Origin of the sequence: Nocardia grenadensis, from assembly GCF_050942415.1 — a bacterium.
GTDB lineage: Bacteria > Actinomycetota > Actinomycetes > Mycobacteriales > Mycobacteriaceae > Nocardia > Nocardia grenadensis.
Genome location: NZ_CP192054.1, coordinates 5,931,817 through 5,956,064, shown reverse-complemented (window position 1 = coordinate 5,956,064; position 24,248 = coordinate 5,931,817). Strand labels below are relative to the sequence as shown.

The 24,248-nt window shown below is 67.6% G+C and carries 25 protein-coding genes and 1 pseudogene; 14 read left to right on the top strand and 12 right to left on the bottom strand.

The genetic code is table 11. The features are described 5' to 3' along the window. Nucleotides 1–173 precede the first annotated feature (173 nt). Nucleotides 174–1,046, top strand: a complete 873-nt coding sequence (locus tag ACQPYS_RS27170; RefSeq protein WP_433491184.1) for a hypothetical protein — start codon at nucleotides 174–176, stop codon at nucleotides 1,044–1,046. Nucleotides 1,047–1,073: 27 nt separating this feature from the next. Here ACQPYS_RS27170 and ACQPYS_RS27165 read toward each other — a convergent pair whose 3' ends face one another. The 3 genes from ACQPYS_RS27165 to ACQPYS_RS27155 are packed head-to-tail and all read right to left on the bottom strand — an operon-like array spanning nucleotide 1,074 to nucleotide 4,014. Further along, the gene (locus ACQPYS_RS27165) at nucleotides 1,074–1,865 is read right to left on the bottom strand and encodes an ABC transporter ATP-binding protein (RefSeq protein ID WP_431939160.1); all 792 of its coding nucleotides are present in this window, start codon (nucleotides 1,863–1,865) and stop codon (nucleotides 1,074–1,076) included. Then, on the bottom strand, nucleotides 1,862–2,944 hold the full coding sequence (locus ACQPYS_RS27160) for a FecCD family ABC transporter permease (protein ID WP_433491183.1): 1,083 nt from the start codon (nucleotides 2,942–2,944) through the stop codon (nucleotides 1,862–1,864). The genes ACQPYS_RS27165 and ACQPYS_RS27160 overlap by 4 nt, the downstream gene beginning before the upstream one ends. After that, nucleotides 2,941–4,014 (bottom strand): FecCD family ABC transporter permease, encoded by a 1,074-nt coding sequence (locus ACQPYS_RS27155; RefSeq protein WP_218020788.1) that lies wholly within the window; start codon nucleotides 4,012–4,014, stop codon nucleotides 2,941–2,943. The genes ACQPYS_RS27160 and ACQPYS_RS27155 overlap by 4 nt, the downstream gene beginning before the upstream one ends. A 122-nt stretch (nucleotides 4,015–4,136) precedes the next feature. Here ACQPYS_RS27155 and ACQPYS_RS27150 point away from each other — a divergent pair, with 122 nt between their 5' ends. After that, complete coding sequence (locus ACQPYS_RS27150) at nucleotides 4,137–5,153, top strand: ABC transporter substrate-binding protein (RefSeq protein ID WP_433491182.1); 1,017 nt, start codon at nucleotides 4,137–4,139, stop codon at nucleotides 5,151–5,153. A 141-nt stretch (nucleotides 5,154–5,294) separates the two neighbouring features. On the opposite strand, the gene ACQPYS_RS27145 is transcribed toward ACQPYS_RS27150, so the two are convergent. Next, nucleotides 5,295–6,128: a siderophore-interacting protein gene (locus ACQPYS_RS27145; protein WP_063038300.1), complete on the bottom strand. Its 834-nt coding sequence runs from the start codon at nucleotides 6,126–6,128 to the stop codon at nucleotides 5,295–5,297. A gap of 79 nt (nucleotides 6,129–6,207) precedes the next feature. Here ACQPYS_RS27145 and ACQPYS_RS27140 point away from each other — a divergent pair, with 79 nt between their 5' ends. Further along, nucleotides 6,208–8,280 carry a prolyl oligopeptidase family serine peptidase gene (locus ACQPYS_RS27140; protein ID WP_431939155.1) on the top strand — a complete coding sequence of 691 codons (2,073 nt, stop codon included), beginning with the start codon at nucleotides 6,208–6,210 and terminating at the stop codon, nucleotides 8,278–8,280. Between the two features lie 11 nt (nucleotides 8,281–8,291). Here ACQPYS_RS27140 and ACQPYS_RS27135 read toward each other — a convergent pair whose 3' ends face one another. Together ACQPYS_RS27135 and ACQPYS_RS27130 are read right to left on the bottom strand one after the other, a co-directional pair. Beyond that, entirely contained in the window at nucleotides 8,292–9,152 is an 861-nt protein-coding gene (locus ACQPYS_RS27135; RefSeq protein WP_063038298.1) for an alpha/beta hydrolase family protein, read from the bottom strand. Nucleotides 9,153–9,195: 43 nt separating this feature from the next. Continuing rightward, nucleotides 9,196–9,828, bottom strand: a complete 633-nt coding sequence (locus ACQPYS_RS27130; protein ID WP_063038296.1) for a TetR/AcrR family transcriptional regulator — start codon at nucleotides 9,826–9,828, stop codon at nucleotides 9,196–9,198. Between the two features lie 245 nt (nucleotides 9,829–10,073). Here ACQPYS_RS27130 and ACQPYS_RS27125 point away from each other — a divergent pair. From ACQPYS_RS27125 to ACQPYS_RS27105, 5 genes and pseudogenes are all read left to right on the top strand, one after another. Then, nucleotides 10,074–10,456 (top strand): annotated as a pseudogene (locus ACQPYS_RS27125) (hypothetical protein). After that, nucleotides 10,453–10,650 (top strand): hypothetical protein, encoded by a 198-nt coding sequence (locus ACQPYS_RS27120; RefSeq protein WP_433491181.1) that lies wholly within the window; start codon nucleotides 10,453–10,455, stop codon nucleotides 10,648–10,650. The pseudogene ACQPYS_RS27125 and the gene ACQPYS_RS27120 overlap by 4 nt, the downstream one beginning before the upstream one ends. Before the next feature lie 114 nt (nucleotides 10,651–10,764). Further along, entirely contained in the window at nucleotides 10,765–12,168 is a 1,404-nt protein-coding gene (gene lpdA / locus ACQPYS_RS27115; RefSeq protein ID WP_063038290.1) for a dihydrolipoyl dehydrogenase, read from the top strand. Nucleotides 12,169–12,337: 169 nt separating this feature from the next. After that, nucleotides 12,338–13,144 carry an ADP-ribosyltransferase gene (locus ACQPYS_RS27110; RefSeq protein ID WP_433491180.1) on the top strand — a complete coding sequence of 269 codons (807 nt, stop codon included), beginning with the start codon at nucleotides 12,338–12,340 and terminating at the stop codon, nucleotides 13,142–13,144. A 63-nt stretch (nucleotides 13,145–13,207) separates the two neighbouring features. Next, entirely contained in the window at nucleotides 13,208–13,633 is a 426-nt protein-coding gene (locus tag ACQPYS_RS27105) for a hypothetical protein (protein ID WP_433491179.1), read from the top strand. A gap of 12 nt (nucleotides 13,634–13,645) precedes the next feature. On the opposite strand, the gene ACQPYS_RS27100 is transcribed toward ACQPYS_RS27105, so the two are convergent. From ACQPYS_RS27100 to ACQPYS_RS27085, 4 genes are all read right to left on the bottom strand, one after another. Continuing rightward, the gene (locus tag ACQPYS_RS27100) at nucleotides 13,646–14,191 is read right to left on the bottom strand and encodes a carboxymuconolactone decarboxylase family protein (protein WP_431939369.1); all 546 of its coding nucleotides are present in this window, start codon (nucleotides 14,189–14,191) and stop codon (nucleotides 13,646–13,648) included. Between the two features lie 119 nt (nucleotides 14,192–14,310). Further along, nucleotides 14,311–15,027, bottom strand: a complete 717-nt coding sequence (locus tag ACQPYS_RS27095) for a polysaccharide deacetylase family protein (RefSeq protein ID WP_433491178.1) — start codon at nucleotides 15,025–15,027, stop codon at nucleotides 14,311–14,313. Between the two features lie 49 nt (nucleotides 15,028–15,076). Beyond that, a complete protein-coding gene (locus tag ACQPYS_RS27090; protein ID WP_433491177.1) occupies nucleotides 15,077–15,475 on the bottom strand; it encodes an ArsR/SmtB family transcription factor in 399 nt (132 codons plus the stop codon). Further along, nucleotides 15,475–16,131 carry an SRPBCC family protein gene (locus ACQPYS_RS27085; RefSeq protein WP_063038281.1) on the bottom strand — a complete coding sequence of 219 codons (657 nt, stop codon included), beginning with the start codon at nucleotides 16,129–16,131 and terminating at the stop codon, nucleotides 15,475–15,477. The genes ACQPYS_RS27090 and ACQPYS_RS27085 overlap by 1 nt, the downstream gene beginning before the upstream one ends. Nucleotides 16,132–16,517: 386 nt before the next feature. On the opposite strand from ACQPYS_RS27085, the gene ACQPYS_RS27080 reads away from it, so the two are divergent. Together ACQPYS_RS27080 and ACQPYS_RS27075 are read left to right on the top strand one after the other, a co-directional pair. Continuing rightward, nucleotides 16,518–16,664, top strand: coding sequence for a hypothetical protein (locus ACQPYS_RS27080; protein ID WP_431939147.1), 147 nt, complete (start codon nucleotides 16,518–16,520; stop codon nucleotides 16,662–16,664). Next, nucleotides 16,661–17,932, top strand: a complete 1,272-nt coding sequence (locus tag ACQPYS_RS27075; protein ID WP_084481305.1) for a helix-turn-helix domain-containing protein — start codon at nucleotides 16,661–16,663, stop codon at nucleotides 17,930–17,932. Before ACQPYS_RS27080 ends, ACQPYS_RS27075 begins: the two co-directional genes overlap by 4 nt. Here ACQPYS_RS27075 and ACQPYS_RS27070 read toward each other — a convergent pair. Further along, nucleotides 17,900–18,781, bottom strand: a complete 882-nt coding sequence (locus tag ACQPYS_RS27070; RefSeq protein ID WP_063038279.1) for a patatin-like phospholipase family protein — start codon at nucleotides 18,779–18,781, stop codon at nucleotides 17,900–17,902. The genes ACQPYS_RS27075 and ACQPYS_RS27070 overlap by 33 nt on opposite strands. Before the next feature lie 176 nt (nucleotides 18,782–18,957). On the opposite strand from ACQPYS_RS27070, the gene ACQPYS_RS27065 reads away from it, so the two are divergent. The 3 genes from ACQPYS_RS27065 (at nucleotide 18,958) to ACQPYS_RS27055 (ending at nucleotide 22,371) form a co-directional block, all read left to right on the top strand. Continuing rightward, entirely contained in the window at nucleotides 18,958–19,335 is a 378-nt protein-coding gene (locus tag ACQPYS_RS27065; RefSeq protein ID WP_063038277.1) for a VOC family protein, read from the top strand. 173 nt (nucleotides 19,336–19,508) lie between these two features. Then, the gene (locus ACQPYS_RS27060; RefSeq protein ID WP_433491176.1) at nucleotides 19,509–20,378 is read left to right on the top strand and encodes a nuclease-related domain-containing protein; all 870 of its coding nucleotides are present in this window, start codon (nucleotides 19,509–19,511) and stop codon (nucleotides 20,376–20,378) included. Nucleotides 20,379–20,547: 169 nt separating this feature from the next. Next, nucleotides 20,548–22,371 (top strand): acyl-CoA dehydrogenase, encoded by a 1,824-nt coding sequence (locus ACQPYS_RS27055; RefSeq protein WP_433491175.1) that lies wholly within the window; start codon nucleotides 20,548–20,550, stop codon nucleotides 22,369–22,371. 61 nt (nucleotides 22,372–22,432) lie between these two features. Here ACQPYS_RS27055 and ACQPYS_RS27050 read toward each other — a convergent pair whose 3' ends face one another. Next, complete coding sequence (locus ACQPYS_RS27050) at nucleotides 22,433–22,915, bottom strand: MarR family winged helix-turn-helix transcriptional regulator (RefSeq protein ID WP_063038271.1); 483 nt, start codon at nucleotides 22,913–22,915, stop codon at nucleotides 22,433–22,435. A gap of 51 nt (nucleotides 22,916–22,966) precedes the next feature. Between ACQPYS_RS27050 and ACQPYS_RS27045 the strand changes: the two genes are divergently transcribed. Then, nucleotides 22,967–24,193, top strand: coding sequence for a multidrug effflux MFS transporter (locus ACQPYS_RS27045; protein ID WP_433491174.1), 1,227 nt, complete (start codon nucleotides 22,967–22,969; stop codon nucleotides 24,191–24,193). Nucleotides 24,194–24,248: the final 55 nt, after the last annotated feature.

The window sequence follows — 24,248 nt, the reverse complement described above, 5'->3', positions numbered from 1 at the left end:
CAACCTTTTTCGAACCGAGGGCCGGTCCACCATCACGGTGGACCGGCCCTCGGTCTTTTCCGTTCCCTGCCGATCGGCTGCGGGTCGCGCGCTATGCTCGTGGAATCTTTGCCGCACCTGCGCTGCGGTGGTGGCCGGTCTGTCGGAAGCGGAGGATCGCACTGCGGGAAAGAGTGATTCCCGAGCTCGTCGAAAGACTTCTCGGTGCGACCGAGGGCATAGCCAAGGTCGGTGAGCCGCTGCGGCAATTCGGTCATGGACTTCGCCGCGCCTCCGGCGTAGGGCAAACCGATGGAGAGATCGCACAGTGGCTGCAGGGCATCGATGTCCGGGAAATAGAGCGTAACCGGATCGACGACTTCGACTACCGTGCACTCTCTCTGGAGACTCGGCGCCACGACCGCAGTGATCCCACGGCGGCGGAGGAAGTCGAGCGCGGTGGATCGGTCACCGAGGGCGACCCGGCGCTGCGGCAGATACTCGCTCGCCAAGGATTCGACGGCGCGCCCCTTCTGGTGAGTTCAGAGGGTATGCGTAGGGCCATCGACGCGGGCTGGACGGAAATGTTCCGGGGTGTGAAAGAAACGCGATACGCACAGGAGTTCAAGACCGGCGGACTTCACCCAGGAAAGGATGAGACAGGAAGAGGCAACGGTATCTGGGCCTGGGGGCGCGCACCCAGCTCGAGCGAGTACGGATCATCCGAGTTCCAGGAGAGTCCGGGGGAACTCCGGGAGTGGGCCGAGGACTACACAACCGGTGGCTCCACCCCGGGCAGTGTAATCCATATGGCGATGCATCCCGATGCGCTGACGACCGATTTGTCTTCTCTGACGGTGAAACAACGCGACGAACTGTCGTCGATCGACGCAGCGCTGCGCAAGGAACCCGCAGAGTCGGCAAGACGAACGGAACTGGAAGCGCGCGCATATGTCCTGTCGGATGTGGGACGATTCGCGGCCGCTCGCGGTTACGACGGGTACTGGATCAATGGCACGCCTGCCTGGGTAATTCTCAATCGCACGGCGTTGGTGGTCGAGCGGTGATACGAGGTGGCGGCGGCGGCGCATTGATCAGAGGGGGATCACGTGCGGACGGCCCGCGGTCGGCTCGGTGACCACCTGCGCGGCGAGACCGAAGACATCCCGCAGCACGTCCGGGCGGACGACCTGCTCGGGAGTGCCCTGCGTGACGATGGCGCCGTTCTTCATCGCGACGAGATGGTCGCTGTAGCGAGCGGCCAGCGAGATGTCGTGCAGGACCATGAGAACGGTCCGGTTGTGCTCGCGGTTCATCCGCACGATCAATTCCAGTAGTTCCACCTGATGTGCCAGGTCGAGATACGTTGTCGGCTCGTCCAGCAGCATGATGCCGGTTTCCTGCGCGAGTGTCATGGAGATCCATGCCCGTTGCCGTTGGCCGCCGGAGAGTTCTTCGAGTCGGGCGCCGGCGAGGTCGAGCATGCCGGTGCTGTTCAAGACCTCCCGCAGCGTTTTCTCGTCGAGAACCGAGAACTGTTCGTACCAGCGCTGCCTGGGGTGGCGCCCGCGCGAGACGAGATCGGCGACCGTGAGACCGGGTGGCGCGGCGGGGGACTGGGGCAGGATACCGACGCGGCGGGCGACCTGCCGGGTGGGCAGGGTGTCGATCGGTTTGCCGTCGAGTAGGACTCGACCGGCCCGGGGAGCTATCAGCCGGCCGAGACCGCGCAACAAGGTCGACTTGCCGCAGCCGTTGGGGCCGATGATCGACGTGACCGATCCGGTCGGAACATCGAAGGTCAGATCGGTGACGACAGCGGCGCCGTCGTAGCCGAGGGCGAGATTCTCGGCGCGTAGTACGGAAGTCGTTTCCCGGTGACTCACGTGAGCTTCCTTTGGTTCCGCAGGACCAGAAAGAGGAGATAGGGCCCGCCCAGCACCGCGGTGGCCACACCGACAGGCAGCGATACCGACAGTGTGCGCGCGGCGAGGGTGTCGGCGACCGAGACGAAAACGATGCCCACCAATCCGGAAGTCAGAATCGGGGGCACGGTCGACCGGGTGAGCAGCCGCGCGATCTGGGGGCTCGCCAGCGCGACGAAGACCAGCGGACCCGCGACCACGACACCGGTGGAGGCCAGCAGTGTCGCGAGGACCAGCGCGTACAGGCGAAGGCGGCCGATCCGGATGCCCAGTCCGAGCGCGATATCGTCGTCCATGGTGAGCAGCATCAGCCGCCGTCCCAGCAGCAGCGCCGCCACCAGCAGGGCAAGGGCCAGTAATCCCATCGGCCGGATCAGCGGCCAGTCCCTGCCATTGAGTGAACCGGACATCCAGGTCAGCGCCTGGGCGGCATTGCCGACATCACCGAGGGTCAGCATCCAGGTCGTCAGGCTCACCGCGAGCCCGTTGATACCGAGCCCGACGAGCACCAGGCGATAACTGTCCAGGGTCGCGGAGAAGGCCAGCAGGAAGAGCAGGACTCCGGCCAGAATTCCGCCGCCGAACGCGGCGGCCGGCAGACCGACCCCGGCGGCGAATCCGCTGAGCCCGGCGGCACCACCGCCGGCCAGCACCAGCACGGAGACCGCGCCGAGCGAAGCGCCGGCCGTCACGCCCAGGACGTCGGGGCTGGCGAGCGGGTTGCGTGCCACGGTCTGGGTGATCGCCCCCGCCATGGCCAGACAGGCGCCCGCGATGACGGCCCCTACGGCACGCGGCGCCCGGAATTCCGTCACGGCGAGGTGGAGCCGGGAGTTCGAATCGTCGCCCAGGATTGCCCGGACGACGGCGTCGAGTGGTAGCGCGGAACCGCCGTTGGCGATATGGAACGCGGTGGCCGCCAAGGCCAGCAGGGACAACACCACACCGACCCACAGCGCTCGGGGTGTGAGGCGCACCGAGACCGGACCCCACCGCACGACGCGGGTGGGCGCGAGCAGGTTCGGGGCCGGGCCGCTCATACGGTCACCAGCCGGCGGCGACGAGCGAGAAATACGAAGAACGGTGCCCCGAGGACTGCGAGCACGACCCCGACCGACAACTCACCCGGCCGGGCGATCACCCGGCCGGCGGTATCGGCGACGAGGACCAGGAATATGCCGAACGCGGCCGCCGCGGGCACCGAACGACGGTAGTCGGCACCGACGAGTGCCCGCGCGATATGCGGCACCAGCAACCCCGCGAAGGCGATCGGCCCGGCCATGGTTACCGCGGACCCGGCCAGCAGTGTGATCGCCACGATGCCGGCGGACCGCGCGACGGGGACGGAGGTTCCGAGCGACCGTGCCGCGTCCTCGCCGAGAGCCAGTGTGTTGAGCGCGCCGATATTGAGCACGGCGAGCAGCAGCCCCGCGATCGCGAAGGGCCAGATCGCTTCGAGCGAGTCCGGACGCGCCGCCAAGGAGCCCACCTGCCAGAACCGCAGCGTGTCCAAGGACGCGCTGTCGAGCAGTACCAGTCCGGTGACCAGGCCGCCGCACAGCGCGGTGACCGCCGCGCCGGACAACACCAGCGTGATCGGCGTCGCCCCGTTACGGGCGGCGGTACCCACCGCGAACACCACCACGCCGGCGAGCAGGGCACCCACGAAGGCCAGACCGGCCTGGGCGGGCACCGGCAGGGAGCCGAACAGGAATGTGGCGGAGACGATCGCGAGCGCCGCGCCCTGGTTGATACCGAGCAGGCCCGGCTCGGCGACGGCGTTGCGGGTATGCCCCTGGGTCAGGATTCCGGCGACACCCAGACATGCGCCCGCGGCGATGCCGACGAGGGTTCGTGGCCAGCGGAGTTCGCGGATCGTCACATCCATATCGGTACCGGTGGGAGTGAAGATCGCATGCCATACCTCCGGCAAGGTCGACGGGCTGCTCCCGACGCAGACGCTCACCAGCACGGCCGCCACCACCGCGGCGGCCGGCACGCCCACCATGACCAGCGGTGAGCGGCCGGGACGAGGCATGGCACCGCCGCGCGGCGGGACCGCGGACCCGACCGACGATTCCGATACATCCGAGGTGGGTTCGCCGGTCACCGGTTCACTCGCACCGGCACTGTCGCCATCTCGGTTCTCCTTGCTAAGGTTCAGCAATGCATTGGGCAGCCTATCCTTATTCGGATGCCGCGTGGTAGCCCACCCGAAGGAAAGGTGACCTCATGCGAGTGATGTCCCCCCGGTCGATAGCCCAGCGATCACTGGCTCCCCTGTTGGTGGGCGGACTGCTGTTCGTCGGAGCGTGTGGTGGTTCGAGCGATTCGAGTTCGGGCGCTCCGGCGGGCGCGGGGGCCCCGATCTCGGTCGAGCACGCCATGGGTACCACGACCATCGACGCGCCACCGGAACGTGTTGTCGCCCTGGATCCCAGCTTCTCCGACGCCGCGCTGCTGCTCGACGCCCCGCTCGTCGGGTACGTCCAGTATCGCGAGGACCGGGACAACCCCTTCCCGGACTACCTGGGCGATATCGACGATGTGGTGGCCGATTCGGTGAACGTCGGGACGATCGCCGAGCCGGACCTGGAGAAGATCCTGGAGCTCGAACCCGATCTGATCATCTCGGCGAAAGTGCGCCACGAGCCGCTCTACGATCAGCTGTCCAAGATCGCGCCGACGGTGTTCTCCGAGACCACCGGCCCCACATGGAAGCAGAACATCGTCCTTCTCGGCGAGGCGCTGGGCAGAAAGGACCGAGCCGAAGAGTTGGTGACCGGCTACGCGGAGCGTGCCGCCGCGGTGGGAGAAGAGATCCGGGCCGCGCGTCCCGGCGTCACCTATTCGCTGATCCGGTTCGCCGGTGAGAACACCGCCCGGCTCTACTCCGGCAGTTCGTTCATCGGGGAGATCATGACGGATATGGGCATCCCCCGTCCCGCCGGCGCACCCGATTCCGAGGACAGCATCTTCACCCCGCTGTCGGTGGAACAGATCCTCGCGGCCGACGCGGGAATCGTCATGGTTTCGGCCTACACCCCACCGGGAGCCGAAGGGGACTCCAGCCGGGATCAACAGGCCGCCTTCGAAGCCAATCCGCTCTGGCGGCGACTCACCGGCGATATCGTCCGGGTCGACGATGAGCCGTTCGTCCTCTCGGTGAGCGTGCAGGGTGCGCACGCCTCGATCACCACGCTCGCTGAACATTTCGGCGTCGATCCGCGCACGGATCTGATCCCCTGACCGATCGAGCGCCGATCTTCGGCCGCGGGGAGTCGTAGGTAGCCCCGGCTCTACGACTCCGCCGGCGGGCCGGGGCTCGGATCGGCGAAGGACCGCGGTAGGCGATCCGCTCCCACCGGCGGATTCGAGCTCACCGGTGGATCAACTCGCGGCGGCCTTGCCGAGGCGCCAGAAGCCGCTGAACATGATGTCGGATTTGGCCATTCCCCGGTCGCGTACCAGATGGCGGCGCACTCCGGACACGAGTTGCTGCTCGCCCGCGACGAATGCGTAGCCGGGTCCGGGCGGGAGGCCTGCCCCGCGCACGGCTTCGGTGGCCTGCGCGCCGATCCGGACGCGGGGGTCGGCGCGGGGCAGCCAGTGCACCCGCACCCCCGCCGGCTCGCCCAGATCCTGGATATCGGTGCGGTCGGGGATTTCGAGGTACGCCGCGCCGCACAGATCCCGGGGCGCCGACCGCAGTACACCCGCGATCGCGGGCAGCGCGCTTTCGTCACCGACCAGCAATGACCAGTTGGTATGCGGCGGTGCCTGATACATGATGCCTTCGTCGAGCAGCCCGACGGGCATACCCGGGCGCACCCGGCCGGCCCACGCGGACGCCGGGCCGGTATCCCCGTGGGCGACGAAGTCCACATCGATCTCGGCGTGCTCACCGAAGAATCCGGCGCCGGCGGGGCGGAACCCGCGCACGGTGTAGTTGCGGATCAGGGGCCGGGTATCGCTGCTCATCGCCAGACATTGCGCATACCAGAGGGTGTTCTCCGTCGCGGTGGGCAGGCGCAGGCCGGTTTGCCGGGCCCGCGGCAGGAAGAGGCGCAGCCACTGGTCGTAACCCATCGGCGCGAAATCGGCGAGGTCGGGTCCGCCCACCGTGACCCGGATGAAGCTGTGGCCGATCCGTTCGGCGGCCAGGGTTTCGGCGGTGCAGATCCGCCGCTGTACCGGTTTGACGTATTTGGTGCGCGTCGCCATGTGTATCAGGTTAGCAATGCCTTACCTAATGTCGCTGGCGGCCGATTCCCGCGCGTCCGGTTTGGGTGACAATGGTCGGATGAGTGGCGTACAGGACAGTGGAACCGATCCCTACCTCTGGCTCGAAGAGGTCACCGGCGAGCGGGCACTCGATTTCGCCCGGGCGCGCAACGAGGTCGTCATGGAGCGGTTCGCCGTCGGGGACCGGTTCGATGTATTACAGCGCCGGATCCTGGACATGCTGGATACCGACGCCAAGATCGCCTTCCCGGGGCGGCGCGGACAGTGGCTGTACAACTTCTGGCGCGACGCGGCGCATCCGCGCGGCCTGTGGCGGCGCACCACTTTCGCCGAATACGTGAAAGCGGACCCCGAATGGGATGTCCTGATCGATCTCGACGCGGTCGCCGCCGCAGAGGACGAGAACTGGGTCTGGGGCGGTGCCGGAGTGTTGCGCCCGGCCCAGAACCGGGCGCTGATCAGCCTGTCGCGCGGTGGCGCGGACGCCAAGGTCGTTCGTGAATTCGATATGGAAACACGCGAATTCATCGCCCCGGAGGACGGCGGCTACTTCCTGCCGGAAGCGAAGTCGCGGATCAGTTGGATCGATATCGATTCCGTATACGTGGGAACGGATTTCGGTCCCGGCTCGCTCACCGGATCCGGATATCCGCGGATCGCGAAACGCTGGCGCCGGGGCACCGCGCTCGATACCGCCGAAACGGTTTTCGAGGGCGCGGTAACCGACGTCTCCGTCTCGGCGGGTTACGACCGGACTCCCGGCTACGAGCGGCACTACATCGCACAAGCCACCGATTTCTTCCACGAAGATGTCTTTCTGCTCGAGGACGACGGCTCCCGGACCCCGCTGGAGACACCTTCGGACGCCGACGAGTCGTGGTACAAGGAATGGCTGTTGGTCCGGTTGAAATCGCCGTGGGAGATCGGGGGCCGCACCTATTCCGCCGGAGCCCTGATCGCGACGAATTTCGCCGAGTTCCTTTCCGGCGGGCGAGATTTCGAGGTGCTTTTCGAACCGGACGCGCACACCTCGCTGCACGGTTACGGCTGGACCGAGAACCATCTGCTACTGGTGACCCTGCAGGACGTGCAGACCAAGCTGTACGTCCTCACCCCGGGCGCCGAAGGTTGGCGCACGGAACCGCTCGCCGATACCCCCACGATGGCCACCACCGGCATCATGAATCTCGACCCGCTCGAGGGCGGGGACGACTACATGCTCATGACCAGTGGGTTCACCACACCCACCACACTGCTCGCGGGATCGGTCGGCGCGCCGGTGACCGAATGGAAACAGGAGCCCGCGTTCTTCGACGCGACGGGTATCGAGACCGAACAGTTCTTCGCGCGCTCGGATGACGGAACGCCGATCCCGTACTTCGTGATCCGGCACCGCGATACCCGGGACGCGCCGGCGCCCACGGTGATGTCGGGCTACGGCGGGTTCGAGGTGTCCCGTACCCCCGGCTACGGCGGTTCGTCCGGTATCGGATGGCTGGAACAGGGCGGCACCTATGTGATGACCAATATTCGCGGCGGTGGGGAATACGGGCCGCAGTGGCATACCTCGGTGCAGAAGGAGAACCGGTACAAGGTGTACGAGGATTTCTCCTCGATCGCCCGTGATCTGGTGGCTCGGGGGATAACCACCGCCGAGCGGCTCGGCGCCGTCGGCGGCAGCAACGGTGGTCTGCTGATGGGTGTGATGCTCACCCGCTATCCGGAATTGTTCGGAGCGATCGTCTGCCAGGTGCCGCTACTGGATATGCGCCGGTACCACCGGTTGCTGGCGGGTGCGTCCTGGATGGCGGAATACGGTGATCCGGATGTGCCGGAGGAATGGGCCTACATCAGCCGGTACTCCCCCTACCAGCGGGCCGCGGAAACCGGTGCGGGCGCTACGTATCCACCGATCCTGCTGACCACTTCCACCCGTGACGATCGCGTGCATCCGGGGCATGCCCGCAAGATGGCGGCGTTGCTGGAGGAGCAGGGACACCGGGTCTGGTACCACGAGAACATCGAGGGCGGGCACGGCGGCGCCGCCGACAACAAACAGTCGGCGTTCCAGGCGGCCCTGATCTACGAGTTCTTCACCCAGATGCTCATCGAGGGCCGGACCGCGAAGTGATCCGGCGCCGGTCACCGATCGTGTAACCACTTCTCGATACGGTCGACCACCTCGGCGGGTTCGGAGATCCAGCCGTTGTGGCCCAGCGGCCGAGGTGCGTGCCAAGTCGTCTTGTCGGCGTTCGGCAGTTTGTCCAGTAGATGCCCGGCCGATGCCCGCGGGGTCAGTTCGTCGCCGGTCAGGGTGATCGAGAGGACGGGCAGTCTCAGCCGGGAGAGACGTTCCTCGTAGTCGATATCGGCACCGGCCGGGTCGAACCGGCCGGTGCGGGCCAGCCGGGCCCAGTCGGAGACGAGTACTTTCGACTGGCGGCCGAAACCGTTGGGGCCCAGTTTGTCGCCCGGCCACACTCCGGCCAGCGTGGCGGTCAGCGAGACCGCGGCGGTGCCGACCAGCATCCCCGGCCCGAGCAGGCCGCGAAAACTTCGGTAGTAGGGGGTACCGGAGGCGACGAGGATCAGTCCCGCGAGGCGCCCGCGGACCCGCGCCGCGTACAGCGCCGACAGTTGCCCACCCATGCTGTGACCCAGCACGTACGGGGTGCGGTCGGGGAAGCGGGTGCGTACCACCTCGAAGATCGCCGGAAAATCCACCGCGGCGAGCTCGTGGTACCCGTAGGTGCTGGCCGCGCTCGGTTTCGGTGAGCCGGCGCCATTGCCGCGCAGTTCGCCCACCGCGACATCGATGCCGCGCCGGGCGAGCGCACGAGCGAAATAGAGGTAGTACTCGCCGGGAACGCCGAGCCCGGGTATCAGTACCACCACCGGCCGGGGTGTATCCGGAGTGACCGGACGGCCGTCCGATCCCGCGGCCGGGACCAGCCGCACCGGGACGGTGCTGCCGTCGGGCATCTGGATCGCAACGGTCTCCACCGGGTCAAGGCTAGCCGCCGGAGGCGCTCGCCCGGCGGTGTGGTCAGGCCCGGATCGCGCCTACGATGATCCGGCTCAGCACTCGGATCACCTCGTCGAGCGGCTGCCGCGGTTCGGCCCCGCTCCATTCGTCCACCACGTAGTTGACCGCACCGATGATGGCGAGCATGCGCAGGTCGTAGTCGCCGGTCGGGATCTCACCGTGCAGCGCGGCGTCCTCGGCGGCCTTGGCGAGCACCGAACTCCAGGCCCGGCGTGATTCCCCGCGCATCTTCTCGACTTTGGCCCCGGCGCCGACCACTTCGACGAGCACGACCCGAGCTCGTCGCGTATCGGTGCCGATGGACTGCACATAGGCGCGGATGGCGCCGTCTATCCGCTCCAGCGCGCTCTGGTCGGTGCTCTGGTCGAGGGAGGCGAGCACCGCGGTCCGCGATTCCCGGTCGATGAGAGCGAAGAGTTCCACAAGGAGCGATTCGCGGCCGGTGAACTCTTCGTAGAACTGGCGCGAGGACAACCCCGCGTCTTTGCAAATGGCCCCTACCGAGCTATTGGCATACCCGTCTCTCGCAAAAACCGTCAGGCCGGATTCGAGAAAACGAGCGCGTCGCTCGCGTTGCCGATCTTCTACGGGCTGCCCGGCATACCGTCGTCCCGAATTCGCTTCCTGTGACATCGCGCAGAACAATACCGAAAAGCCCGATCCTCTCGTCATCGATCGGGTCTTTCGTAGCATGCCGCCAGCACAGTAAGGGTTTGCCGAAAGTTGGCTGCCCGCAACTCGGGTCGCCGGTAAAACTGCCAAACCGGACAATGCCCGGATCTCGCTGGTACAGCGGATTTTAGAGGGAAATTCTAGAATTATTTCCTTGGGCTCGGCATGACCATTGCAATTACCTGGCAACACATAGTGTTCACCTTATGGGAACCGCGCTGCTGTATGGGCTGGGTACGGCAATTCCATTGCTGATAGGCGCGGCCGTCGGTTTGCGAACCACATTGCCCGAGTCATTGCTCGCCTCGCTGATGGCGTTCGGCGCGGGCACCATGATCGCCCTCGTGACCAACAAACCGTTCGAACCCGCCTTCCTGCGAGCAGGTACTCGTCGTGGTCACCCTCGCCGGAAAACCTGCTCTCCGACCACCTCGAGCCGACGCATATCAGCGCGATCCAGGCCTTCGCGGGCGGCGCTACCATCGCGGTCCTCGCCGATTCGCTCATGGCGGAGGCATACCGGCAGGGCGGCTGGTGGGTCGGCATGGCGACATCGATCGGTTTCCTGGGCGCCTGCCTGCTGGGATGACGGAAGGCTGCCCGGGTGCCGCGGGTATCCCGGCGGGGATGATCGAGGGCGGGTGGGCGCTCACCGGCGTCGAATATGTGGCGATAGAGGTCGCGGTGGTGCTGCTCGGCTGTGCCGTCGCCGTCCGGGTGACCATGCGCACACCCGCACCCGCCCGGCCGGGGCCCGCGGTCGACCCGATCGAGGCGTCGTAGCGCCGTCGCGGCCCGTCAGGGCCCGGTGGCCCCGCCGGGGCGGCACCGGTGTGCTCAGCGGCGGGAGGCGGGCGGGTGGCCCCGGCCGTAGCCGGGAGAGTTAGGCTCGACACTGTGACTTCCCACTACGATGTCGTCGTTCTCGGTGCTGGTCCCGGCGGTTACGTCGCCGCGATCCGCGCCGCTCAACTCGGCCTGCGAACAGCGATCGTCGAGCAGAAATACTGGGGTGGCGTATGCCTGAACGTGGGCTGCATCCCGTCCAAGGCGCTGCTGCGCAATGCGGAGCTGGCTCATATCTTCACCAAAGAAGCGAAAACCTTCGGTATCAGCGGGGAGGCGACCTTCGATTTCGGGGCGGCCTTCGATCGCAGCCGTAAGGTCGCGGACGGCCGGGTCAAGGGCGTCCACTTCCTGATGAAGAAGAACAAGATCACCGAGTACGACGGCAAGGGCTCGTTCACCGGCCCCAACGCTCTCTCGGTCGAGCTCGGCAAGGGCGGCACGGAGTCGATCACCTTCGACAACGTCATCATCGCCACCGGCACCAACACCAAACTGCTGCCGGGCACCTCCCTGAGCAAGAACGTCGTCACCTACGAGGAGCAGATCCTCACCCGCGACCTGCCGGGTTCGATCCTGATCGTCGGCGCCGGCGCCATCGGTATGGAGTTCGGCTACGTCCTGCGCAACTACGGCGTGGACGTACGCATCGTGGAATTCCTGGACCGCGCGCTGCCCAACGAGGACGCCGATGTCTCCAAGGAGATCACCAAGGCGTACAAGAAGCTCGGTATCACCATCACCACCGGTGCGGCCGTGCAGTCCATCGACGACGACGGGTCCAAGGTCACCGTCGCGATCAAGGACAACAAGTCGGGTTCGGTCGAGACCGTCACCGTCGACAAGGTGCTGCAGGCCGTCGGCTTCGCGCCCCGGGTCGAGGGCTACGGCCTGGAGAACACCGGCGTGGCGCTCACCGAGCGCGGCGCGATCGCCATCGACGACAATATGCGCACCAATGTGCCGCATATCTACGCTATCGGCGATGTCACCGCGAAACTGCAGCTCGCGCATGTCGCGGAGGCTCAGGGCGTGGTCGCGGCCGAGACCATCGGCGGCGCGGAGACGCTGACGCTGGGTGATTACCGGATGATGCCGCGCGCCACCTTCTGTCAGCCGCAGGTCGCCAGCTTCGGTCTCACCGAGCAGCAGGCGCGCGACGAGGGCTACGACGTGAAGGTCGCGACCTTCCCGTTCACCGCCAACGGCAAGGCGCACGGACTCGGCGATGCCACCGGTTTCGTCAAGCTGATTTCGGACAACAAGTACGGTGAACTGATCGGCGGCCACCTGATCGGCCCCGATGTCTCCGAACTGCTGCCCGAACTGACCCTGGCCCAGAAGTGGGATCTCACGGTCAACGAACTGGCCCGTAATGTGCACACGCACCCGACGCTGAGCGAGGCGCTGCAGGAGGCCATCCACGGCCTGGCCGGGCACATGATCAACTTCTGACCCGTTCGCGGACTCGACCGCCCCGGAGCCCGTGCGCGGGCCTCCGGGGCGGCTTCCTGTTTCCGCAGCCCGACGTATCGGACAACTCTCGGCTGTCCTTGCGTAACGTCGCCTGCTCGATCGGGGCCGACGGCCGAGTTGCCGGTGCCGGATAAGCGAAGAGGTACCGGTGTACAACCAGGCCGTGGCGGCGATGCGGGAGCTGGCGAAGAAGGTCGAGCAGAACATCGCATTGATCGGCGCCGGTGGGAGCCGGCAATATCGCGATATCACCACGGTGCCGATCGGCGAGGTGCTACGGAAGGTTCCGGGTGCCGACGGCCGGGGTGCTGCCGTTGGGGCAGGTGATCGTCCTGCGGAAAGCCCCTCGCCCGCCCGGATACCCGATCGGACGCCGGCCCCGGGGGCGCTACGGATCTTCGACTCCGCGGACAGTGCGCGGCGGTACGGTCGATCTGTGTGGGGCGCGACGTACAGTCGGCTGGGCAAGAACCGTATACAAGCGCTGCGCGATTTCACTATGGGCTCCGAAGGCATCAACGCGCCCCTGCGGGGCGACGCCAGGTACCCGCCGGATATGGAACGGGTCGAACGGCTGGACGATATTCTGCGGCGCAAGCCGGTGCCGGACTGGATCCAGGCATGGAAATCCATATCGGCGGGCCGTCTGTTTCCCGGCCGGAATCCGGCCGATATCCGTCCCGGCGATCGCGGGCACGTCTCCGATTTTTTCAGTACCGCGCTGGCCCCGGAGGGCCTCGACACGCTCAAGAAAACTCGTAACCGGGATACGGATCTCCGCGTGGAGGTCCCGCCCGGGACACCCGGCATCTTCATCGGCGACAAATCGGCTTTTCCGCGGGAGGTCGAGTTGCTCCTTGGACGGGACCTGGATTTCGAGGTCACGGAATGGGGGAGAGCAGGGGATCGATGGCAGGGCTCGATCCGGATCCTGCCGCCCGGGGCCGCAGTCTGAGGGACCGGCCGGTCCGGCGCCCGGCGGGTTCCCCGGTCCGGGCATCCGGGATACATTCCCGGGGTGACCGTGGAACCGTCGCCCTCCGCTCGCTCCGGGATATCCGGGTTGCGACCGATCCTCGGCGTGGCAGTGGCGTTTCTCGTATTCGTGCTCGTGGCGGGGGCGGTCGTTGTCGATACTCGGACGGTGCGTACGGAGGTGTTGCGCACCGAAATCCAGCCGCCGACCGTCGAATACGACGGTGCGACCTACCATGTCGGTCTCCTACGGCAGGAGAGCCGGCTGCTGCACCGGCGGCTGCCGGATGTGATCATGGTCGGCCGCTATCCGGATATGGGGTACGGCCACCCGGTGTACTTCGAGATCCTGGGCAACCGCGACCCCGTCCTCGAGTCGGCGCGGTGGAGCCCGGCGGGAGTCGTGGTCCGCCTCGATTCCGGGCACGAGATACTCGTTCCCGCAGCGGCTTTCACCGGGGGCCGCTAGCCACGCGGGCGGTCAGAATTCGTCGCGGCGGATGCGGAGGGTGGTGATGGTGGCAGCGAGGCCCTCGTATTGGTTGACCAGCAGCACGATTTCGATGAGGCGGCGATCGTCGTAGTAGGTGGACAGGTGTGTCCAGGCGGCATCGTCGATATCGCGGGTGCGGACCAGCTGATCGACCGCGGTGAGCAGCGCCCGGTGTTTGTCGGTCCAGCCCGCCGCGTCCGCTCCGGCCCGGATCCGCTCCAGGATCTCCGGTGTCACCCCGGCCCGCCGGCCCAGGCGGATGTGGTGGTCGGTCTCGTAGGCGCAGTCACGCAGATGGGCCACCCGCAGGATGACCAGTTCGGTGTCGTGCCGGCGCAGCCGCCCACCCGGCATCAGCGTGCCGGAGAAGTGCAGCCAGCCGCGGAACAGCCGACCGGCCCGGCCCAGCGTGCTGAACAGCTGCGCGTCGGCCGTACCCGAGGCCCGCGAGAGCACCTGCCAGGCCGCCCAGTTGACGGGACCCAGCTCGCGGAGGCGGCCGGGGGTGATCCGTGGTCGCTCCTGCGACACCATGGCATCGTCCTCTCCGGTGGAATTGTCGTACGACCCACGGCGCCCGCCGGTCTCCTGTGGCATGCACCGCTCCCGAACCTACCCGCCGCCGTGCCGCTCGAACAGGCGGCTTCGGTATATCACGAGCGTGCGGAGTCACCGAGGTCGAGCAGTTCGGAAACCGTGACGAACCGGTAGCCCTGCGCGTGCAGTTTCGCGGCGATCGGGACGATGGCGGCCCGGGAGGCCGCGCCGGTGGCGTACATAGTGTGCAGCAGGATGATCGACCCCGGGCGCACCTGGTCGACGGTGGCGTCGACGATGTCCTCGGTGGCGGTGTTGCCGTTCTCGGGTTCGACGTCCCAGGTGATCGTGGTGCGGTCGTGGTCGGCGAGATAGTTCGGCAGATTCCACAATTTCTTGCCGTAGGGCGGGCGGAAGGTGATGTCGCCCCGGTAACCGGCGGCGCGGATCTCGGTATCTGTACTTTCCACCTCGTCGGCGACCGTATCGGACGAGACCAGCACCATCCGCCGGTGGTTGTAGGTGTGGTTGCCCAGTTCGTGACCGGCCGCCACGATCGCCCGGCCCAGCTCCGGGCGGGCGGCGAGATCGCGGCCGTTGAGATAGAAGGTGGCGGGGATACCGGCGGTGGCGAGCAGATCGAGCACCTCGGGAGCGCGCTCGGACGGCCCGTCGTCCAGCGTCAGGGCCACCACCTTCTCGCTGGTCTCCACGCGGTCCACCAGCCGCCCGGCCAGTTGGTAGGTCCGTGAGTTCATCAGGAAATAGCCGCCGGCCCCGAAGACCAGTACCGCCGCCAGAGCGATCGCCGCCCCTGCCATCCACCTACGCATCCCAGGTGTATAGCAGGCGCGGGGCCGGGCGGCGACCGCAACGAAAACGTCAGGCGGACTTGTCTGTACGGTCCGCTTCTGTCCCGGGAGTCTTCCCACGCCGTTCGCGTTTGCCGCGGGCGACCTCGGTCGCGAGGGCGTCGAGGGGTTGGGCGAACCGGGCCAGCGGATCGACCAGCGCGGCGAGCCATTCCCGGGCGTCGGCGAAACCCTCCGGTTCCAGGGTGTAGTACCTGCGGTTGGCCTCCGACCGCACGCGAACCAGCCCGGCTTCCCGTAATACCTTGAGGTGCTGGGATACCGCGGGTTGCGAGATCGCACTGTGCCCGCGGATCTCCTCGACCAGGGCGCCCGCGGATCGTTCACCGCCGGCCACCACTTGCAGTATCGTGCGGCGCACCGGATCGCCGAGTGCCTCGAACACGTTCGCCGGGGCGGACCGGTCCATCAGGATCGCTCCTCCTCCTCGGGACCGACGGTGTAGAAGCCGGTGGTCGCCTCGGCGCCCGCGTGGGCCTGTGCCGGATCGTCACCGTCGGTGATCGCCGCCGCCGCCCAACCGGACGCCGCGGCCCGGACGAATTCCAGGCCCTCGGTGGTGGCCGGGAACTCCAGCGCCACCGCCGGGTCGACGTCGGCGCGAGTTTCCAGATGCAGGCCGAGTCCCATGAGCGCCAGATCCCAGCCGACACCCACCGCGCCGGGGCCGAATTGTTTCCACATATCCGGATCGACCGGTGCTTCGTGCATCAATTCGAGTGTGGTCCCACCGGCGTCGGGTTCGAGCCGGATTTCGAGCCACGAAACCATGGGTCCCATCTCCCAGGTCACCGCGAATCGTTTCGGTCGTTCGCATTCTTCGACCACGCCCCCGGCATTTCCTTCGAGCTGATACCTGCCGCCGACGGTCAGCTCGCCGGTGACCGGCAGGAACCAGCGCGGAATCCGCTGGATATCGGTGAGTGCCTCCCACAGATCGTCCGGATCGGTGGCGTAGGTGCGCCGCGCTACGGCGATCCGAGTGACCGCGCCCTGTCGTTCGGCGGTGCGGACCTCTCGGGTGACCAGTCCGGCGATGGCGGTGGGATCGGTGAGCAAACCCATGTCTTCCTCCCTTTATAAGTTTTAACTTATAATAGCCCAGTGCTGTCGGTTACACCAGGCCGATGGCGCGGCGCTGGGGATGGGTCCGGAAAGTTTGTCGCGGCAGTGGGTTCGGGACGAACACACGGACCCGGGGTGAGAGATCGACCGTGTTTATCCGGACGCTCGGCGGGTTAAGGTGACGGGCGGACCGCGGGGTGGGATTCCGCAGCGGAATTCGGTATCGGCCGGGCCCGCGCGGTCCTACCCGAGGCGACTGCGCCCGGCTCGGGCAGTAATAGATCAATTCGCTATTCCAGTGGTATCGAAATACTGGTTAGCATTTTGTGGAGAGCTTGTCGTCCTACGATCGGTCACAGGCCGGAGTCGCAACGAAGGAGCCAGATATGCAAGAACTGGTGCCCCGCTTCGATATGCACGACCCGACGGGCGCGGCAGTATTCGACCCGGCGACGGGAAACCGGCGGCGCGCGTTCCGCCGGGGCATCACCCGGCCGGGCCCGGCCGCGGCCGAAGGTGCGCTCGGCCGATGACCGATCACGATTCCGGGATCGGCCGCAAGATCGCCTACTACCGGGCGCGGAAAGGTCTGTCGCAGCGCGATTTCGCGCCATTGATCAAACGGTCGGAGGCATGGGTCTCCCAGGTGGAACGCGGCGTGCGCCCGGTCAAGGCGCTGGATGTACTCGAACGTATCGCCGATGTCCTCGATATGCCCGTCGCCGAGCTGGCGCCGTCGGCCCCCACCGCGCAGGCCGAACAGATCCCGGCCGACGCGGCGGGGCTGCGGCTACTGCTCACCGATAATCACGCGCTGCGAGCGATGACGACCGGCGCGGCCGTGGCCCCGGATATCGACCGCCTCGCCGAGAGGGCCGACGCCGCGTGGACGTTCACCCGGCTGGGCCACTACACGGAGTTGCGGGAGCTGCTCGAATCATTGCTTCCCGACCTGGCCGTCGCGGTCGCGCACGCCGACTCCCGCCGGGCCGAGGGCCTGCTCGCCCACACCTGTCAGGCCTACGCTGTCGCGCTCGCCGATCTACAGCAGTTCGATGCCGCCTGGGTCGCCGCCGAGCGCGCGATCACCGCGGCTCGGTATGCGGAGGACCCGATCCTGATGGCGGCGGGCGCTTTTCGTCTCGCGCTCGTCTTCCAGTGTGCGCACCGACTCGACCAGGCGAAGCGAACCGCGGAAACCGCGCGCGCGGCCCTCGGGGAGCTCATGGGCCGGGGCGGGCCTCGTGCCGCGAGTGTGTACGGCGCGTTGACCCTGCAGCTCGCCCTGATCGCGGCGCGCACCGAGGAGGCCGAGCAGGCCTACGAGATGATCGCCGCCGCCCGGGCCGCGGCGGCCGGCCTCGGCGGGGACCGCGACGATCACCATACGGATTTCGGTCCCACCGCCGTGGACCTGCACGAGGTCGCGGTCGCGGTGGAACTGGGCGACGCCGGCACCGCGATCAGGCTCGCGGGGAAGATCGACCGGGGGCGGCTCTCGCCCGGGCATCAGGGTCGATTGCTCGTCGATACCGCCCGCGCGTGGGCCCAGCGGCGCAGTCCCGAACGCGCACTGGCCCTTCTGCTGGAGGCCGAACTACTCGCCCCGGAACAGCTCTACCGGCACAGGTCGGTGCGTTCGACGACCACGGACCTGCTCAGTATGGATCGGGGCACCCCCGGTCTCGGCGCCTTCGCGCAGCGGATCGGAGTGGACGCGGCACTCATCCAGCCGGTGACGGGCCGGGCCGGGCCGGCGCGCAGCGGACTACGCGCCGCCCGCGGTCCGCGCGTGATCTGACGCGGCCCGGCCGGCGGGCCAGAATTCCTTCAGCTCGGCCGCCGCTGCCGCCGCCTGCCGGACGCCGGATTCGTAGGCCGGGTAGAGGGCGGTATCGGCGAAGAGATCGGTGCCGAATGCGGCGACGGCGATATCGTCCGGGCGTATCGAGATCTCCCGGACCGATCCGAGTTCCCGGTCGGCGCGGGTGCGCGGATACACATGCGCCAGCGGTTCCAGGATCACGATCACATCGTGACCCACGGCGAGGTCGGCGTTGACGGTGGAGCGGACCCCGCCGTCGATGTAGTGCCGGCCGGCGATCTCGATCGGGGGGAAGACGCCGGGCACCGCGGTACTCGAGGCGAGCGCTTCGACAAGAGTCGCGGCGCCGCCCCGGGTCCAGGCGGTGAGCGTCCCCGACCCGATATCGATGGCGGCGATCCGCAGATCGTGTTCGGGCCAGTCGGCGAAACCGACGAGTGAGCCGATGCGGTCGATGTGGACCGCCGGGTCGCCGGTGTCGGCGCCCAGGGCGAGTTCGCCGACCCGCTGGAGGACCAGTTCGCGATCCTGATCGACGGCGCGCAGCAGTGCGGCTATCTCCAGCAGCGGGGCGTAATCGTGCCGGACCGGCTCGGCGGGCTGCGGTCGCGGGGTCAGGATCGTGGCGATATCGATCCCGGCGGCGAGGGCCGAGCCGACGACCGCTCCGGCGGAGGTGCCGATGATGCGGTCGGCCCGGGCCAGGTCGATTCCGGCGTCGCGCAGACCTGTCGCCAGCCCGCTCAGCCAGGCGATGCCGACCGGGCCACCGCCTCCCAGTACCAGCGCGATCGTGGGCGTTTCGGTGGGCCGAGCGTCAGGCATGACACGAGATTAGCTGCCCGGGCCGGGTTCGGCCCGGCGCGGGCGGTCGGTGCCGAGAAGGCGAGCGGTCGGTTCCGGCAGGTCTCCGGCGTGCGGCGGATCACGATGCGGCGCACTATTCCGTCCGGTACAAATACTACGTACACCATACGGTGTTTTTGGAATATGGAGGTCATATGCGCATCACCGGATCCGCCATCTCGCTGAACGTCGCCGACCCGGCCGCGTCGGCGGAGTTCGTCACCACCCACTTCGGGTTCACCGAGCAGATGACGGCCGACGGTTTCGTCTCGCTCGCCCATCCCGAAGCCGGACCGAACCTCATCTATCTGCGCACCGGACTGTCCACCTTCAAACCCGAACGTGCCGCCGGCCCCGCCGGGGACGGGCTGCTCGTGGTGTTCGTGGTGGCCGATATCGACACCGAATACGCGCGGTTGCAGAAGAACGGGGCCCCGATCGTCACCCCCGTCGAGACCGAGGAATGGGGGGAGCGCTACTTCCAGACGACCGATCGGAACGGGATCATCTATCAGCTCGTGCAATGGGTCTGACGCCCGCACGGGCGCCGTACCGGGAATCAGTGCCCCGAGGTCCGGGGCGCTGATTCCCGATTCGCCTGAACCGCAGGTCATATGAGTGGTACGAAAGTGGCTGGCGGGCCATGATCGACATGGGGGTCGGTGGTGGCATGAGGGGCAACGACACGCGGCAGAGGTAGAGCACGATGCTGGTGAAGGTCGACGATCGGGCGGAACTATCCGCGGCCGAAATGGAATTCGTGCAATGCCTGCGGCAGTTGCCGACGACCGGCTTGGCCATCGTCGACCTGCGGATCGGCACCCAGCGCGGAACCCGGCAGGTCGGGGCGGTGATCTGGACGCCCCAGGGAGTTCTCGTGATCGAGGTGGTCGGGTTCCGGAGCCGGCAGAGCGGGGTGCTGACGGTTTCGCGGGACCGGCCGTGGCAGGTCGGCACGGTCGCCGCGGATCTGGAATTGGCATTCGGGGTCAATCCGATACGGCAGCTGGAGAGTGCGGTGCGGGAGGTCGAGCTGACCTTCGAACGCGCCACCTACGATCCCGGACAGCTGTGCGGTGCGGTGGCACTGGTGCCCATGCGGGGCGTGACACTGCGGCCGGGCCGGGAAACCCTGCGCCCGGGACTGGATGTGGTGGTCGGGAACGCGGTCGAATACACCGAACTGCGGATCTTCCTGGAGAATTTCGCCCCCGGACCGCCCCGCTGGACACTGGGCCGGGTCTGCGCGGCCACCCGGGCGCTCACCGGCTGGGCGCCGGATCGCGCCGAACTGATCGCCGCCGGCTTCGAGGACAAACTGCCGGAGCCGCCGCGGAAACCACGGGAGCGTCCCGGCTGGCGCCGGCCGGATTCCGGTCGCACCCAGGACCTCATCGGCTGGGCGGTGCTGGGGGTCGCGGTGCTGGGCGTGTTGATAGTGCTGGGCGCGATCGCCGGTTCCCTGCTCGCCGACGGCCCCACCGCCGAACCGGCGGCACCCAGCACCACCATCGCGCCGGCCGTACCCGCGCCCGGGGGACCGGTGGAGTGCTGGCCGTTGCAGCCGGGTTGCTGAGGCGGTAACGCACCCGTCCCGGACACTGCCGGCGGACGCGGGCCCAGGTGCGCGAGGCTACGGTTGCGTACCCGACGCCGGGTCCGGCACCCTTCAGTTCGTACGATGTCAAAAAGCCTGTAACCATGCGGTCGGCCGGCCGCCGACCGTACCGACCAGGAGGACAGCCGTGGGTCACTACCGGGCGAATCTGCGTGATATCGAGTTCAACCTCTTCGAGGTGTTCGAACTGGGCAAAATCCTCGACACCGGTGCGTACGGGGATCTCGACACCGATACCGCGCGGGAGATCCTGGCGGAGGTGAAGCGCCTGGCCGAAGGGCCGGTGGCGGAATCCTTCGCGGCCGCCGACCGAGATCCGGTGGAGTTCGTCCCGGACACCCATTCGATCACCGTCCCGGAACCGTTGGCCGAGACCGTGTACGCCGTCCGAAAAGCCGGGTGGAACCGTCTCGGCAAACCCGAGGCGATGGGCGGGATGCCCGCGCCTGCCGCGCTGTGCTGGGCGGTGAGCGAGATGATCACCTGCGCCAACCCGGCCGCGGTGTTCTTCGATATGGGCTCGGTGATGGCGCAGGTCCTGTTCGGTATCGGTACCGAGCAGCAGAAGCACTGGGCGGCAGCCGGTTTCGAGCGGCACTGGCAGGGCACCATGGTGCTCACCGAACCCGACGCGGGTTCGGATGTGGGTGCGGGCCGGGCCAAAGCGATCGAACAGCCCGACGGCACCTGGCATATCGAGGGCGTCAAACGTTTTATCTCCGGCGCCGACGTCGGCGAGACCGCGGAGAACGTCTTCCACCTCGTGCTGGCGCGGCCCGAGGGCGCGGGACCGGGCACCAAGGGTCTGTCCCTGTTCTACGTACCGAAATTCCTGTTCGATCCGCAGACCCTGGAACTGGGCGAGCGCAACGGCGTGTACGTGACCAATGTCGAACACAAGATGGGCCTGAAATCCTCGCCCACCTGTGAACTCACCTTCGGCGGCGAGAAACCCGCCGTGGGCTGGCTGGTCGGCGACAGTCACGACGGAATCGCCCAGATGTTCAAGGTCATCGAGAACGCGCGTATGACGGTCGGCGTCAAATCCAGTGGGACCCTGTCCACCGGGTACCTGAACGCGCTCGCCTACGCGAAGGAGCGGGTACAGGGCGCCGACCTCACCCGGATGACCGACAAGACCGCGCCCCGGGTCCCGATCATCCGGCATCCTGATGTGCGGCGCAGTCTGGCCATGCAGAAGGCGTATGCCGAGGGGATGCGCGCGGTCTACCTCTACACCGCGATCCACCAGGATGCCGATGTGGCGCAACTGGTTTCCGGGGTGGATGCCGAAACGGCACATCGGATCGACGATTTCCTGCTGCCCATCGTCAAGGGCGTCGGTTCCGAGCGGGCCTATCAGTACCTGACCGAATCCCTGCAGACCCTGGGCGGTTCCGGCTACCTCCAGGACTATCCGATCGAGCAGTACATCCGGGACGCGAAGATCGACTCGCTGTACGAGGGCACCACCGCCATCCAGGCGCAGGACTTCTTCTTCCGCAAGATCATTCGGGACAAGGGCGCCGCGGCGGGGCAGATCTTCGGTCAGATCACCGCTTTCCTCGATGCGCCCACCGGCCGACTGGACACCGAGCGGGCACTGTTGCGCACCGCGCTGGCGGATGTCCAGGCTATGGCAGGGGCGTTGACCGGCTATGCCGTGGCCGCCCAGTCCGATCCCACGGAGCTGTACAAAGTGGGGCTCGGCTCGGTGCGGTTCCTGCTGGCGGTGGGCGATCTGCTGATCGGCTGGCGGCTACTGGTGCAGGCGGAGGTCGCCACCGCGGCACTGGCCGCGGCGGACGAGCGCGATCGGCCGTTCTACACGGGCAAGGTCGGGGTGGCGAGTTTCTTCGCGAAGAACGTATTGCCCACCCTCGCCGCGACCAAGGAGATCATCGCGGCGATCGACACCGACATCATGAGCCTGCCCGAAGAAGCGTTCTGATCCGGCCGGTACGACCCATCCGGTTCCAGGTGGGTCGTACCGGGGGCGGCCGGTAGCGGCGTCAGCCCCCGGTACGCAAGCGGGTCGTCGGCGCCGGGGCTGCGCCGGTGAGCGCGTCGGCGAGGGCGCGGAGGCCGCCGATGGCCGCGGTCAGACTCTGCAGATCCTCCGGAGCGAGGTCGCCGAGGGCGTCGAGGACGAGCCGGGTACGCACCGCTTCCATCTCGCGGGCGTGCGCGATGGCCTTTTCGGTGGGCATGATCCGGCTGCAGCGGCGGTCCGCCGGGTCGGGCTCGCGGTCGATGAGGCCGTACTCGCCCAGTTGGCGCAGAGTCACACTCATATTGCTCGGCCGGGTACCGGTCAGCGCGGCCAGTTCGCCCGCCGCGGCGCCGGGATTGTGCACGATTATGCGCAGCGCCTCGAACTGGGTGTCGGTGAGCGGTTCGGCGCCGGTGAGACGCGGGGTGGCCTTACGAACCGCCCGCGCGACCTCGCGCAGCGCGTGGTCCAGCGCACGAAGATCGGAGGGGTTGTTGCTCACTCGACCATGTTAGCTTATGTATGTATAAATAAGCATTTGGCAGGAGGTACCGTGCTACCGATCCGAACGCGCCCCGGGGTGTCCGGGCTGCTGCTGGTGGTGCTGGCAATGCTCTCGGCGGCGGCGCCGTTCGCGGTGGATATGTATCTGCCGGCGTTCACCGACCTCGCCGCCGACCTGGACACCAGCGCGGCGAGTGTGCAGCTCACGCTGACGGCGTTTCTCGTCGGGCTCGCCGCGGGTCAGTTGCTCATCGGTCCGCTCTCCGATCGATACGGCCGGCGCCGGCCACTGGTCGTGGCCACCGCGGTCACCGTCGCCGTCACCGTGATCTGTGCGCTGGCGCCCACCATCTGGCTGCTCGTCGCCATGCGTTTCGTGCAGGGGCTGACCGCCTCTGCCGGCCTGGTGATCGGCCGCGCGGTCGGTGCCGACCGAACCGAAGGAGCGGCCACCGCCCGGATCTTCACCCTCTTCTCCGCCATCGGCGGTATCGCACCGGTGGTGGCGCCGCTACTCGGCGGCGCGCTGGTGTCCGCCGGTTGGCGGGCGGAATTCTGGGTGCTGAGCGGCATCTTCGTGCTGATGTTCCTGGGTGCGCTGATCGTGGTGCCGGAATCGCTACCCCCGGAGCGGCGCCACCGCGCCGGTGTCGGCGGAACCCTCCGTACGCTGCGCGGTATCGGATCCGATCGCGGCTATCTCGGCTACATCTTCGCCTTCGCGCTCGGGTTCGCCGGGATGATGTCCTACATATCGGCATCGCCTTTCGTGATCGAGAACGTGCTCGGTCTGTCCAACCGGGCCTACACGATCGTGTTCGCCACCAATGCCGCCGGCATGGTGGCGGCCGGAGTGGCGATCTCCCGGCTCGTCGGCCGGTTCGGCCCGGCACCGATCCTGCGGCTCGGGCAGTTGGTGATCCTGACCGCGGCGATGGTATTGCTCGTACTGCTGGCCACCGGTGCGTCCGCGGCACTGGTGCTGCCCGTCCTCTTCGTGATGGTGGCCGCCACCCCGACGGTCATGGGTACCGCCAGCGCATTGGCGATCGGCCGGGCGCGGCATGCCGCCGGTTCCGCCGCCGCGCTCATGGGCGCGCTGCAGTTCGCGCTGGGTGCGGTGGTCTCCCCGCTGGTCGGTCTCGGCGGGCCCGCCGCCGGCGTGCCGATGGGTGTGGCGATCGTGGTCTGCGCCGGCCTGGGCATCGTCGCGCGGCGGGTGGGGGATACGGCGGGTGCGCCTGTGCGGCCGGAACCGGAGCCCGCCCACGCGTGATCCGGTGTGCCGTGGGATACCCGCAGGTGGCCGCTATCTTTCGGCGACCGGCGGA

What these genes read in the sequence shown, in the direction of transcription:
- ACQPYS_RS27160 (WP_433491183.1), bottom strand. Translation starts at nt 2,944, where the DNA reads ATGAGCGGCCCGGCCCCGAACCTGCTCGCGCCCACCCGCGTCGTGCGG.
- ACQPYS_RS27150 (WP_433491182.1), top strand. Translation starts at nt 4,137, where the DNA reads ATGCGAGTGATGTCCCCCCGGTCGATAGCCCAGCGATCACTGGCTCCC.
- ACQPYS_RS27145 (WP_063038300.1), bottom strand. Translation starts at nt 6,128, where the DNA reads ATGGCGACGCGCACCAAATACGTCAAACCGGTACAGCGGCGGATCTGC.
- ACQPYS_RS27140 (WP_431939155.1), top strand. Translation starts at nt 6,208, where the DNA reads ATGAGTGGCGTACAGGACAGTGGAACCGATCCCTACCTCTGGCTCGAA.
- ACQPYS_RS27130 (WP_063038296.1), bottom strand. Translation starts at nt 9,828, where the DNA reads ATGTCACAGGAAGCGAATTCGGGACGACGGTATGCCGGGCAGCCCGTA.
- ACQPYS_RS27120 (WP_433491181.1), top strand. Translation starts at nt 10,453, where the DNA reads ATGACGGAAGGCTGCCCGGGTGCCGCGGGTATCCCGGCGGGGATGATC.
- ACQPYS_RS27100 (WP_431939369.1), bottom strand. Translation starts at nt 14,191, where the DNA reads ATGGTGTCGCAGGAGCGACCACGGATCACCCCCGGCCGCCTCCGCGAG.
- ACQPYS_RS27095 (WP_433491178.1), bottom strand. Translation starts at nt 15,027, where the DNA reads ATGCGTAGGTGGATGGCAGGGGCGGCGATCGCTCTGGCGGCGGTACTG.
- ACQPYS_RS27090 (WP_433491177.1), bottom strand. Translation starts at nt 15,475, where the DNA reads ATGGACCGGTCCGCCCCGGCGAACGTGTTCGAGGCACTCGGCGATCCG.
- ACQPYS_RS27085 (WP_063038281.1), bottom strand. Translation starts at nt 16,131, where the DNA reads ATGGGTTTGCTCACCGATCCCACCGCCATCGCCGGACTGGTCACCCGA.
- ACQPYS_RS27080 (WP_431939147.1), top strand. Translation starts at nt 16,518, where the DNA reads ATGCAAGAACTGGTGCCCCGCTTCGATATGCACGACCCGACGGGCGCG.
- ACQPYS_RS27075 (WP_084481305.1), top strand. Translation starts at nt 16,661, where the DNA reads ATGACCGATCACGATTCCGGGATCGGCCGCAAGATCGCCTACTACCGG.
- ACQPYS_RS27070 (WP_063038279.1), bottom strand. Translation starts at nt 18,781, where the DNA reads ATGCCTGACGCTCGGCCCACCGAAACGCCCACGATCGCGCTGGTACTG.
- ACQPYS_RS27065 (WP_063038277.1), top strand. Translation starts at nt 18,958, where the DNA reads ATGCGCATCACCGGATCCGCCATCTCGCTGAACGTCGCCGACCCGGCC.
- ACQPYS_RS27060 (WP_433491176.1), top strand. Translation starts at nt 19,509, where the DNA reads ATGCTGGTGAAGGTCGACGATCGGGCGGAACTATCCGCGGCCGAAATG.